General features: G+C 53.3%; 8 protein-coding genes. 2 read left to right on the plus strand and 6 right to left on the minus strand.

The window, feature by feature from the left end; genetic code table 11:
* Positions 1–9 precede the first annotated feature (9 nt).
* On the minus strand, positions 10–1,641 hold the full coding sequence (locus tag FEK50_RS16585; RefSeq protein WP_130205749.1) for a Na/Pi cotransporter family protein: 1,632 nt from the start codon (positions 1,639–1,641) through the stop codon (positions 10–12).
* 219 nt (positions 1,642–1,860) lie between these two features.
* On the minus strand, positions 1,861–5,544 hold the full coding sequence (gene metH / locus FEK50_RS16590) for a methionine synthase (RefSeq protein WP_131162357.1): 3,684 nt from the start codon (positions 5,542–5,544) through the stop codon (positions 1,861–1,863).
* Between the two features lie 199 nt (positions 5,545–5,743).
* Between metH and iclR the strand changes: the two genes are divergently transcribed.
* Positions 5,744–6,568, plus strand: coding sequence for a glyoxylate bypass operon transcriptional repressor IclR (gene iclR, locus FEK50_RS16595; RefSeq protein ID WP_000226403.1), 825 nt, complete (start codon positions 5,744–5,746; stop codon positions 6,566–6,568).
* Between the two features lie 15 nt (positions 6,569–6,583).
* Here the strand turns inward: iclR and aceK are convergent, their stop codons facing one another.
* The 4 genes from aceK to metA form a co-directional block, all read right to left on the minus strand.
* Complete coding sequence (gene aceK, locus FEK50_RS16600; protein WP_131162358.1) at positions 6,584–8,308, minus strand: bifunctional isocitrate dehydrogenase kinase/phosphatase; 1,725 nt, start codon at positions 8,306–8,308, stop codon at positions 6,584–6,586.
* 213 nt (positions 8,309–8,521) lie between these two features.
* Positions 8,522–9,826 carry an isocitrate lyase gene (gene aceA / locus FEK50_RS16605; RefSeq protein ID WP_000857847.1) on the minus strand — a complete coding sequence of 435 codons (1,305 nt, stop codon included), beginning with the start codon at positions 9,824–9,826 and terminating at the stop codon, positions 8,522–8,524.
* 29 nt (positions 9,827–9,855) lie between these two features.
* Positions 9,856–11,457, minus strand: coding sequence for a malate synthase A (gene aceB / locus FEK50_RS16610; RefSeq protein WP_131162359.1), 1,602 nt, complete (start codon positions 11,455–11,457; stop codon positions 9,856–9,858).
* Positions 11,458–11,725: 268 nt separating this feature from the next.
* On the minus strand, positions 11,726–12,655 hold the full coding sequence (gene metA, locus FEK50_RS16615) for a homoserine O-succinyltransferase (RefSeq protein WP_131162360.1): 930 nt from the start codon (positions 12,653–12,655) through the stop codon (positions 11,726–11,728).
* Between the two features lie 156 nt (positions 12,656–12,811).
* Between metA and FEK50_RS16620 the strand changes: the two genes are divergently transcribed.
* Entirely contained in the window at positions 12,812–13,255 is a 444-nt protein-coding gene (locus FEK50_RS16620; RefSeq protein WP_131162361.1) for an acetyltransferase, read from the plus strand.
* The last annotated feature ends 69 nt before the right edge of the window (positions 13,256–13,324 follow it).

The raw sequence follows: 13,324 nt of genomic DNA on the forward strand, positions 1-13,324 counted from the left end.
TCAGGCATATTAATACTCGTCCCGTCCCTCATCTTCATCCGGCTGTTCCAGCACACTGTAAGCCACCGAACAAAACAGCGAGTTCAGACGCTGCATATCGCCCAGTAAGCCTAAATGCAGCGAACTGGTTTCAATGCTTTGCACGTTTTGCTGATGCAGGCGATCGACGTGAGCGTGGGAATAGCGGCGATTAAGAATGCGAAAACGATGCTTACTACGGCGCAAACGACGAGCGCTGGTGACATCGCCAGAGAAGAACACCGACATTGCCAGCTTTAAATTACTGAGCAATTGCTCATAGAGCGCATCCAGTTCCTTCAACCCATCAAGCGAAAATGCCCGCCGTGCTGCCAGTGATTTGTCAGCAATTTCGCTGCCCATGCGCTCGACGATATCGGAAGCCTGCTCCAGGTTGAGAGCCATTTCGATAATCTCTGCCCAGCGGCGCGACTCTTCTTCCGCCAGCTCTTCTTTTGGCATCCTCGCCAAATAAAGTTTAATCGCGGTGTAGAGGACGTTGATATCATCCGCCAGCTTGCGCAACTCCTTCTCTTCACGCGGTTCACCGTGCATCACTTTATTCAGCCCTTCCATCATCTGTTCCATCGCGTCACCGATGCGCAGTGTTTCACGGGCGGCATTCGCCAGAGCAAGAGTCGGAGTATCCAGCGCACTAACGTCCAGATGTTTTGGTTTCAGATGGGCATCCAACTCAGGTTCATCGCGAATAATCGTTTTGCAAAATCGCGCCATTGGATCGACAAACGGCAGCATGACCAGGCAACGAACGAGGTTGTAGAAGACGTGGAAATAGATAACCAGTTCCGCTTTTGGCAAAGGCAGTTTATCCATTGATTCAGCCAGAACATGGACAAATGGCAGGATAATCAAGCTCCCCACCAGCTTAAACAACAAGCTACCCATCGCAACACGTCGAGCGGCGGCATTGGCGGCACTATTGTTGAGCATCGCCAGCAGGCCGGAACCGAGGTTGGCTCCGATTACCAGACAGAGCGCCACCGGGAAGGAGATAATGCCTGCGGCGGTCAAAGTAGCGGTCAGCAATACAGCAGCAAGGCTGGAGTAGCTGATAACGGCGAACATCGCGCCAATCAGCGCATCCAGCAGAATATCGCCAGTCAACGAAGCAAAGATCACCTGAACGCCGTTTGCCTGGGTGATCGGCGTTACGGCCTGCACAATCAACTCCAGCGCCAGCAAAATCAGCCCAAGACCAATACCGACGCGGCCCAGTTGCCCGGCGCGTGACTGTTTGCGTCCGAGGAAAAAAATAACGCCGATAAAAATGAGCAGCGGTGACAACCAGGATAAATCGAAGGTGAGGACCCGCGCCATTAGCGCCGTCCCGACATCAGCCCCCAGCACAATCACCAGCGCGGGCGCGAGAGCAACCAGATCCTGGGCAACAAACGAGGTCACCAGCATGGTGGTGGCATTACTACTCTGTACCAGTGCGGTAACGCCGATCCCCGCGCAAAAGGCGAGCGGCTTCTTTTCGACGCTCCGGCTAAGGACTGTACGCAGGCGTGCGCCGAAGACGCGCATTACGCCTGTTCGAACAATATGCGTCCCCCAGACCAACAGGGCGACGGCAGAAAGCAGGTGAAGCAGCGTTAACACGAGTTCAGGTTCTCCTTATCGTTATATGTTCCTGAAGCAATTGAATGACCAAAGGACCGGAAACACGCTGGCTGGCATCTTTACTGTGCCTTTTGACATTCGTTTTTCCGGCTAAGATTATTCCCGCCTGATTCCAGTATAAGTGTTTCATATTAATAAAGAGACAGGGCACCCATTGAGTGCCCTGTTTGTTGTAAGGAAAAGTGACATATTTGTGAATCAGTCCGCGTCATACCCCAGATTCGGCGCCAGCCAGCGCTCAACTTCGGTAACGCTCATACCTTTACGACGGGCATAGTCTTCGACCTGATCGCGTTGAATCTGCGCCACGGCATAGTACTTGCTGTCCGGATGGCTGAAGTACCAACCCGAAACCGATGCACCGGGCCACATCGCGAAAGATTCCGTGAGTTTCATGCCAGTGTGTTTTTCCACTTCCAGCAGCTCCCAGATGGTGGCTTTTTCCGTGTGTTCCGGGCAAGCCGGATAGCCCGGTGCCGGACGGATGCCCTGGTAGTTTTCGCGGATCAGCTCTTCGTTGCTGAGGTTCTCGTTCGGCGCATAGCCCCAGTAAACTTTACGCACGCGCTCATGGAGATATTCTGCAAAGGCTTCCGCCAGACGATCGGCAAGGGCCTTCACCATGATTTTGTTGTAATCATCGTGCTGCACTTCGAACGCATCAGCCAGCGCGTCTTCTTCCAACCCACCAGTCACGGCAAATGCACCGATGTAATCTGCTTTACCAGAAAGCTTCGGCGCAACGAAGTCAGCGAGACAGTAGTTAGCGAAGCCCGTTTTTTCGGTCTGTTGACGCAGATGGTGGCTGACGTTGATCACATGTGTACGCGTTTCGTCACGGTAGATTTCAATGTCATCGCCCACACGGTTTGCCGGGAACAGGCCCACCACGCCACGCGGATTCAGCGTTTTCTCGGCGCTTAATTTATCCAACATGTCGTTGGCGTCTTTAAACAGCCGCTTCGCCTCTTCGCCCACCACTTCATCTTCCAGAATGCGCGGATACTTCCCGGCCAGCGACCAGGTCATAAAGAACGGCGTCCAGTCGATATAATTACGCAGCGTTTCAATGCTGGCTTCGACTTCCTGCACGCCGAGACGGTGTGCCACGGGCGGCGTGTAAGCCTGCCAGTCAAAAGCGAAATCGTTATCGCGCGCCGCTTCCAGCGTAACTGGCGGGGTGCGCGGTTTCTTGCGTCCGTGCTGAATACGCACGGTTTCGTACTCTTTGCGGGTACGAGCGACAAAGTCGTCATGCTGAGTGTCAGAAAGCAGCGCCGCCACGACGCCAACGGTGCGCGAGGCGTTCTGCACATACACCGTCGGGCCGCTGTAGTTTTGCTCGATTTTCACCGCCGTGTGCGCTTTTGAGGTGGTCGCACCGCCAATCAGTAGCGGAATGGTGAAGCCCTGACGCTCCATCTCTTTCGCCACGTTGACCATTTCGTCCAGCGATGGCGTGATCAATCCCGAAAGACCAATCAAATCGGCATTCACTTCTCTGGCGGTACGGAGGATTTTTTCCGCAGGCACCATCACGCCGAGATCGACGATTTCATAGTTGTTGCATTGCAGCACCACGCCAACGATATTTTTACCGATATCGTGCACATCGCCCTTCACGGTGGCGATCACCATCTTGCCGTTGGTTTTGCCCTGCTCTTTGCTGGCTTCGATAAACGGTTCGAGATACGCCACCGCCTGTTTCATGACGCGCGCCGATTTCACCACCTGCGGCAGGAACATTTTCCCTTCGCCAAACAGGTCGCCGACCACGTTCATGCCGTCCATCAGCGGGCCTTCAATCACCTGAATGGGGCGCTCGGCCTGCTGGCGGGCTTCTTCGGTGTCCTGTTCGATAAACTCGGTAATGCCTTTGACCAGCGAGTATTCCAGACGTTTATTCACTTCCCACGAGCGCCACTCCGCCTGCTGGGCGTTAGCGGTATCGTCGGTTTTGCTGCCGCGATATTTCTCGGCAAGTTCCAGTAAACGCTCGGTGCCATCGTCGCGACGGTTAAGGATCACATCTTCCACCGCGTCGCGCAGTTCGGCGGGCAGGTCGTCGTAAATCGCCAGTTGCCCGGCGTTGACGATCCCCATATCCATACCGTTACGAATGGCGTAGTAGAGGAACACCGCGTGAATAGCTTCGCGCACCGGATCGTTACCACGGAACGAGAAGGAAACGTTAGAGACGCCGCCGGAAATCAGCGCGTGCGGCAGTTCGCGTTTGATGTCTTCACACGCGCCGATAAAGTCCTGCGCGTAGTTGTTGTGCTCTTCAATGCCAGTTGCGACCGCGAAGATGTTCGGATCAAAGATGATGTCTTCCGCCGGGAAGCCGACTTCCTCGGTGAGTATTTTGTACGCCCGACGGCAAATTTCGATTTTCCGTGCACGGGTATCGGCCTGGCCCTGTTCGTCAAAGGCCATTACCACCACCGCTGCACCGTAACGACGCAACAGTTTCGCATGATGGATAAAGGCGTCGACGCCCTCTTTCATTGAGATAGAGTTAACAATGCCTTTGCCCTGAATACACTTCAGCCCCTTTTCGATGACCTCCCATTTTGAGGAGTCGATCATAATCGGCACGCGGGCGATATCCGGTTCACCGGCAATCAGGCTGAGGAAACGCACCATCGCCGCTTCGGCGTCGAGCATCCCTTCATCCATGTTGATATCGATAATCTGCGCGCCGTTTTCCACCTGCTGGCGCGCCACATCCAGCGCCTCGCTGTATTTATCTTCTTTAATCAGGCGTTTGAATTTGGCAGAACCGGTGACGTTAGTCCGCTCACCGACGTTAACAAACAGGCTGTCATCGCCAATGTTCAGCGGCTCCAGACCGGACAAACGGCAGGCTACGGGAATCTCCGGCAGTTTGCGCGGCGCTAATCCTTCTACTGCGCGACTCATCGCTGCAATATGTCGTGGCGTGGTGCCGCAGCAACCGCCGACGATATTGAGGAATCCCGCTTCCGCCCATTCACGTATCTGTTTTGCCATCGTGTCGGCATCGAGATCGTATTCACCAAAAGCGTTGGGCAGCCCGGCGTTCGGGTGGGCGGTGACGTAGCATTCTGCAATCCGAGACAGCTCCTGCACGTACTGGCGCAGTTCATCGGGTCCCAGCGCACAGTTCAGGCCAAAGGTCAGCGCTTCGGCGTGGCGCAATGAGTTGTAAAATGCTTCGGTGGTCTGCCCGGAGAGTGTGCGCCCGGAGGCGTCGGTGATGGTGCCGGAGATCATAATCGGCAGTTCAACGCCCAGCGCTTCGAACTCCGTTTTCACCGCAAAAATCGCCGCTTTGGCGTTGAGGGTGTCGAAGACGGTTTCAATCAGAATCAGATCCGCACCACCTTCGACTAATGCTTTGGTGGATTCGCGATAAGCCGCCACCAGCTGGTCAAAAGTGATATTACGAAATGCCGGATCGTTTACGTCCGGCGATATAGACGCCGTGCGGTTGGTTGGGCCGAGAACACCAGCAACGTAGCGCGGTTTCTCCGGCGTGCGCGCGGTCCACTCGTCAGCACAAGCACGCGCCAGTTTCGCCGCCGCAAAGTTGATTTCCGCCGACAGGGATTCCATCTGGTAATCCGCCATCGCAATCGTCGTGGAGTTGAAGGTGTTGGTTTCGATGATATCTGCGCCCGCTTCAAAGTAAGCGTTGTGGATGGCGGAGATCACTTCCGGTTTGCTGAGAACCAGCAGGTCGTTGTTACCTTTAAGATCGCAAGGCCAGTCGGCAAAACGTTCACCGCGAAAATCTGCCTCGTTCAGTCGATAACTCTGGATCATGGTGCCCATACCGCCGTCCAGCACCAGAATACGTTCATTTAACTGCGCACGCAGTTGTTCAACTTTGCTGCTCACACTCGCTCCCGACACGCTCAACCCAGACTGTAAAAAAATTCAACAGACCATACTGGCATAAACGCATCAGTGGTAAAAGCGACCACCACGCAACATGAGATTTGTTCAACATTAACTCATCGGATCAGTGTGGCAACTATTGCATTACACCGTAATAAAAATGAAAATGATTTCCACGATACAGAAAAAGGAGACTGTCATGGTCGCACCCATTCCCGCAAAACGCGGCAGAAAACCCGCCGTTGCCACCGCACCCGCGACTGGACAGGTTCAGTCTTTAACGCGTGGGCTGAAATTACTGGAGTGGATTGCCGAATCCAATGGCAGTGTGGCACTTACGGAACTGGCACAGCAAGCCGGATTACCCAATTCCACGACTCACCGCCTGCTAACCACGATGCAACAGCAGGGTTTCGTCCGTCAGGTTGGCGAACTTGGACACTGGGCGATAGGCGCACATGCCTTTATGGTCGGCAGCAGCTTTCTCCAGAGCCGTAATTTGTTAGCCATTGTTCACCCTATCCTGCGCAATCTGATGGAAGAGTCTGGCGAAACGGTCAATATGGCGGTGCTGGATCAAAGCGATCACGAAGCGATTATTATCGACCAGGTGCAGTGTACGCATCTGATGCGTATGTCAGCCCCTATCGGCGGTAAGTTACCGATGCATGCCTCTGGTGCCGGTAAAGCTTTCTTAGCCCAACTGAGCGAAGAACAGGTGACGAAACTGCTGCATCGCAAAGGATTACATGCCTATACCCACGCGACGCTGGTGTCTCCTGTGCATCTAAAAGAGGACCTCGCCCAGACGCGTAAACGTGGCTATTCATTTGACGATGAAGAACATGCGTTGGGGCTTCGTTGCCTCGCGGCGTGTATTTTCGATGAGCACCGCGAACCATTTGCCGCAATTTCGATTTCCGGGCCGATTTCACGTATTACCGACGACCGCGTAACCGAGTTTGGCGCGATGGTGATTAAAGCGGCGAAGGAAGTGACGCTGGCGTATGGCGGAATGCGATGACTTTTCGTCTCTGATTTATACGAATCGCACGCTAAACCGCTGCCTGCGCCGATACGCATAAACATCTTCCACGTGCCCTTCACGGATACGGTTTTGTAGCGCTCGCCAGTAATCAGCGCGGAACAGGTCGGCGTGCATCTCTTCAAACAGTGGCCCAATGCGCGGGTCGGCACATAGCCAGTGGCGGAATTCTTCCGGGAAAACATCGCCCGGCGAAACGCTGTACCACGGCTCACTGGCAAGTTCGTCTTCCGGGTAGCGCGGCGGTGGGATGTCGCGGAAATTCACTTCCGTCATGTAGCAAATTTCATCGTAATCATAAAACACCACGCGCCCGTGACGGGTGACACCAAAGTTTTTAAACAGCATGTCGCCGGGGAAGATGTTGGCGGCGGCAAGCTGGCGAATAGCGTTGCCGTACTCTTCAATAGCGTCGCGCAGCTGTTGGCCCTCAACCTGTTCCAGCCAGATATTGAGCGGCACCATCCGCCGTTCGATGTAGAGATGGCGAATCACAATCTGTTCGCCGAGATCGGTGATTTTTTCCGGCGCTTCCTGGAGCAGTAATTCCATTAATGCCGGTGCGATTTGCCGCTTCTCCAGCACAAAGTTTTCAAACTCCTGGGTATCCGCCATTCGACCTACGCGATCGTGCTCTTTAACCAACTGATAGCAGGCGCGAACGTGAGCCGCAGACATCTCTTTCTGCGGCGCGAACTTGTCTTTAATCACTTTGAATACCCGATCAAAGCCCGGCAGCGTGAACACCAGCATCACCATTCCACGAATGCCCGGCGCTTCAATAAATTGCTCATTACAGCCTTGCAGATAAATCAGATATTCACGGTAACTTTCAGTTTTGGCGTGCTTCTGGCAGCCGATGGCCATGTACAGCTCTGCAGTCGTTTTGCCCGGTAGAATTTCCCGTAACCACTCGACCAGTGCGGCAGGTAGCGACGCGTAAACCATAAAATAGGAACGCGCGAAGCCAAAGACAATGCTCGCTTCGGCGGTGGTCGTCAGGCAGGTATCAATAAACAGCCCGCCGTCGTCCGCCTGGTGGATAGGCAGCAAAAAGGGCAACGTGCCGGAAGGCGTGATCAGTTTACCCACCAGCCAGGCGGCTTTATTGCGGTAAAACAGTTCGTTCGCCACCTGTAAATGGCTTTCCGCGAGGTTGTCTGTCCCCAGCGTTTCCGTCAGATGGCGAATGATGTAATGAATGTCACGGCTTTTATTCTGCCAGCGCAGACGCAGCGGCAGGTCGCTGAGGACACGCATTAGTAGCGATTCCCAGCCGTGATCGGGATAAAAGTCTTTTGCCAGCGGGCGCGGAATGGTACGAAAGCGACGCTCTGGCTGGGAGCTAAAGATAAAAAGCCGCTCGGGAGTCAGCGAGCGGTGGTCAAATAACCGACAGTACACGGAGTTAAAAAAGCTCTCCGCAATCTCGAAGCGCGGATAATCCGGCAACAGCCGGGTGTAATGCTCTTTGACGCGCAGTAAAAATTCCGCGTCCGTGCTTTGGCCGTTAGTGATACAGCGCAGCTGTTCCACCACCAGACCAACGTGATGATCATAAAGATGGATACGGTTTTTCATCGCCTGCTGGACAGAGTGCCAGTCGGCTTGTTCGAAACGCTGCTGCGCCCCGGAGGTCACTTCGAGAAATCGACCATACTGAGCGTCGAAACCTTGCAAAATGGTTTGTGCAATCAATAATTCCAGGCCACGCGGCATTTGTTGCCCTCGTCGGGAGCAGAGAATTGCCGGATAAGACGCGCAAGCGTCCACCAGGCGTTGATTGCCGGATGCGGCGTGAACGCCTTATCCGGCCTACGGTCAGCAACGTTTGTAGGCATGATAAGACACGCAAGCGTCGCATCAGGCGCTCATTGCCGGATGCGGCGTGAACGCCTTATCCGGCCTACAGTTAGCAACGTTTATCGGTTGTTAGAACTGCGATTCTTCGGTGGAGCCGGTCAGCGCGGTAACTGACGACGTGCCGCCCTGAATAATGGTCGTCACTTTATCGAAATAACCTGTCCCCACTTCCTGCTGGTGAGAAACAAAGGTGTAGCCATCTTTCGCGGCGGCGAATTCCGGTTGCTGCACTTTTTCAACATAGTGCTTCATACCCTCGCCCTGCGCATAGGCGTTTGCCAGGTCGAACATGTTGAACCACATGCTGTGGATGCCTGCCAGGGTGATGAACTGGAACTTGTAACCCATATCCGACAGCTGCTGCTGGAAGCTGGCGATAGTTTTGTCGTCGAGGTTTTTCTGCCAGTTGAACGACGGCGAGCAGTTATAAGCCAGCAGTTTGCCCGGATATTTCGCGTGGATGGCTTCCGCAAAGCGGCGCGCCAGTTCTAGGTCTGGCGTGGAGGTTTCACACCATACCAGGTCAGCATACGGCGCATACGCCAGGCCGCGGCTGATCGCTTGTTCAATACCTGCATGAGTACGGAAGAAACCTTCGTTGGTGCGCTCGCCGGTAATAAATTCGCTATCATACGGGTCGCAATCAGAGGTGATCAGATCCGCTGCATCGGCATCGGTACGTGCAACCAGCAGGGTTGGAACGCCCGTCACGTCGGCAGCCAGACGCGCAGCGACCAGTTTCTGAATAGCTTCCTGAGTTGGCACCAAAACTTTGCCGCCCATGTGACCGCATTTCTTCACTGATGCCAGCTGATCTTCGAAGTGAACTGCCGCTGCACCGGCTTCAATCATCGCTTTCATCAGTTCAAAGGCATTCAGGACACCACCAAAACCGGCTTCCGCATCGGCAACGATCGGCAGGAAGTAATCGACATAGCGCGGATCGCCCGGCTCAATGCCCGCAGACCACTGGATCTGATCCGCACGGCGGAAAGTATTGTTGATCCGCTCAACCACGGCAGGAACTGAGTTCGCCGGATAAAGCGACTGGTCCGGGTACATGCTTGCTGCCAGGTTAGCATCCGCCGCTACCTGCCAGCCAGACAGGTAGACCGCTTCAATGCCCGCTTTCGCCTGCTGCAGCGCCTGACCGCCAGTCAGTGCACCGAGGCTGTTGATGTAGCCTTTTTTCGACTCGCCATGCAGCAGACGCCACATTTTCGCCGCGCCCAGTTGCGCCAGCGTGCATTCAGGATTGACTGAACCGCGTAATTTCACCACATCTTCCGCGCTGTATGGGCGAGTAATGCCTTCCCAACGCGGTTGAGTCCACTCTTTCTGTAATTCTTCAATTTGTTGTGTACGGGTTTTCATGTGCAGATGCTCCATAGTTATGTGGTGGTTTACGCTAACAGGCGGTAGCCTGGCAGGGTCAGGAAATCAATTAACTCATCAGAAGTGGTGATCTGTTCCATCAGGCGTGCGGCATCGTCGAAACGCCCCTGGGAGAAACGCTCTTCGCCCAGTTCGCTGGCAATGACTTTCATCTCTTCGCCCAGCATCTGGCGGAACAAGGCTTTGGTCACCGGTTTGCCATTGCTCAACGTTTTTTGATGATGGATCCACTGCCAGATCGAGGTACGGGAAATTTCAGCCGTCGCCGCATCTTCCATCAGGCCATAAATCGGCACGCAGCCGTTGCCGGAGATCCATGCTTCGATGTATTGCACAGCCACGCGAATGTTGGCGCGCATACCTTCTTCGGTGCGTTCACCATCACAAGGTGCCAGCAGCTGATCGGCAGTAATCGGCGCGTCTTGTTCGCGCATTACGTCAAGCTGGTTTTTGCGGGAGCCGAGAATGTCGTTGAATACCGCCATTGCCGTGTCAGCAAGGCCAGGATGTGCGATCCACGTGCCATCGTGACCGTTATTGGCTTCCAGCGATTTATCCGCTTTTACTTTGTTGAGCACCTGACTATTGCGCTCTTCATCTTTGCTCGGAATAAACGCCGCCATGCCGCCCATCGCAAAAGCACCGCGTTTATGGCAGGTTTTAATCAACAGGCGTGAGTAAGCATTCAGGAAGGGTTTATCCATCGTGACTGCCTGTCTGTCTGGCAGGACGCGATCGGGATAGTTTTTCAACGTTTTGATATAGCTGAAGATGTAATCCCAGCGACCGCAGTTCAGACCAACAATATGGTCACGCAGCGCGTGAAGGATTTCGTCCATCTGGAACACGGCAGGCAGCGTTTCAATCAGCAACGTCGCCTTGATAGTGCCGCGCGGCAGATTAAAGCGATCTTCTGCATAGCTGAAGACTTCGCTCCACCAGGCCGCTTCCTGCCAGGACTGGGTTTTCGGCAGATAGAAATAGGGGCCGCTGCCTTTTGCCAACAGTGCCTGGTAGTTGTGAAAGAAATAGAGCGCAAAATCAAACAGGCTGCCAGGAATCGCTTCGCCGCGCCAGGTGACATGTTTTTCCGGCAAGTGCAGACCGCGTACCCGGCAAATCAACACCGCGGGATTTGGCTTGAGCTGATAGATTTTGCCTGCTTCGTTGGTGTAACTGATGGTGCCGTTAACCGCATCGCGCAGGTTAATTTGCCCATCGATCACTTTGTTCCAGTCTGGTGCCAGTGAATCTTCGAAATCGGCCATAAACACTTTCACATTCGCGTTGAGTGCGTTGATCACCATCTTGCGCTCAACCGGGCCAGTTATCTCGACTCGACGATCTTGTAAGTCCGCAGGAATACCACGAATTTTCCAGCCTGTATCGCGAATGGAAGCTGTTTCCGAAATAAAATCAGGCAACGTTCCGTTATCGATATCCCGCTGCTGCTGAATGCGCGCTGCCAGAAGTTTATTGCGTTGTGGCGTAAAATGCGTCACCAGCTCAGTCAGAAATTCTACCGCCTCGGCAGTGAGAACTTGCTTCTCCTGCTCGCCATACGGCCTTGTGAAAGCCAGTTCATCGGTTGTTGTTGCCTGTTCAGTCATCGTGCAGCTCCTCGTCATGGATCCGAAAACTTCCCCACTGTGAACGAAGGATCGTTGTGTGCTTTTCGTTCAGCACAACTAAGACTACTCATTTAAAATGCAAAATCAAAAACAATTTCCATTTTAAATAAAAATATATGATAACTTATTGATAACAATATGAATAAAATTTATTCACCCGCTGAGGTGTGTTTCGGAAATAAAAAAGGCACCCGAAGGTGCCTGAGGTAAAGTGCTGAATCGCTTAACGATCGACCGCCACAGAAGATTAATCCAGTGTAGGATTCATACGGCGTAGATCGTATGGCGTGATCTGGTAGACGTAATAGTTGAGCCAGTTGGTAAACAGCAAATTGCCATGACTGCGCCAGCTCGCTCGCGGTTTGTTTTGCGGATCGTTGTGCGGGAAATAATTATACGGTACATCCGGGTTTAGTCCGGCTTCCACATCGCGGAAATATTCCTGCGCCAGCGTTTGCGCATCATATTCGGGATGGCCCGTCACAAAGGCAATGCGCTTATCTTTACTGGCAAACAGATATGCATCCCCTTCTTCCGTCTCTGCCAGAATTTCCAGATCGGTATAATCACGAATCAACGCGGCAGGGAAATCGGCATAGCGCGAATGTGGCGCCAGAAATGAATCATCAAAACCACGCGTCAGAAGCGCATGAGGATGGAGAATATGATGCTCGTAAACACCAGAGAGTTTGTCGGTGCGGGTTTGCTTAGGAATGCCGTAGAGGATATTGAGCGCGGCCTGTACCGCCCAGCAGACAAACAGCGTCGAGGTGACGTGATCTTTCGCCCACTCCAGCACCTGTTTGATCTGCGGCCAGTAAGCGACATCATTAAACTCCACCAGACCCAGCGGCGCACCGGTGACTATCAGACCGTCAAAGTTCTGTTCCTGAATATCTTCAAAGTTGCAATAGAAGTTGTTTAGATGCTCTGCGGGCGTGTTGCGCGATTCACGGGAATCGATGCGCAACAGCTGAATATCGACCTGCAAAGGTGAGTTTGAAAGCAGGCGTAAGAACTGATTTTCAGTTTCGATCTTCTTCGGCATCAGGTTAAGGATAAGCACCTTTAGCGGACGAATTTCCTGACCAGACGCGCGAGAAGTTGTCATCACAAAAACGTTTTCTTCACGCAAGAAATTGACGGCGGGTAGCTCGTCCGGCACACGAATCGGCATAACCTGATTACCTCACTACATACGCTTATACGTTTAGACATCCAGATAGCTGAAGATAACCAGAAAATTTACCAATGTCGAGCCTGCATGTTGAAGGTGAGAAAGTTTCAAGGAAAAAGCTACGTTAGAATATAAGAATGACTAAAAGGAGAGAAAATGGTTATTAGTATTCGCCGCTCACGGCATGAGGAAGGGGAGGAACTCGTTGCGATTTGGTGTCGTTCTGTCGATGCCACCCACGATTTTTTATCAGCAGAGTATAGGGCCGAACTGGAAGAGCTGGTGCGTTCCTTTCTGCCGGAAGCACCGTTGTGGGTCGCGGTTAATGAGCGGGATCAGCCGGTTGGGTTTATGTTGTTAAGTGGGCAGCATATGGATGCGCTGTTTATCGATCCTGATGTGCGCGGCTGCGGCGTAGGGCAGATGCTGGTGGAGTATGCGCTCTCAATGGCTTCGGAACTGACAACCAACGTTAATGAGCAAAATGAGCAGGCGGTTGGGTTCTATAAGAAGATGGGCTTTAAGGTTACAGGGCGCTCTGAGGTGGACGATTTGGGGAAACCGTATCCGTTGCTGAATCTGGCGTATGTGGGGAAATAAGCTACCCCCCTACCATGCCTGCGTAGACTGGATAAGACGCGCCAGCGCCGCATCCGGCATTTTTTTCTG

It is taken from the genome of Escherichia sp. E2586 (assembly GCF_005781105.1).
Taxonomy (GTDB): Bacteria; Pseudomonadota; Gammaproteobacteria; order Enterobacterales; family Enterobacteriaceae; genus Escherichia.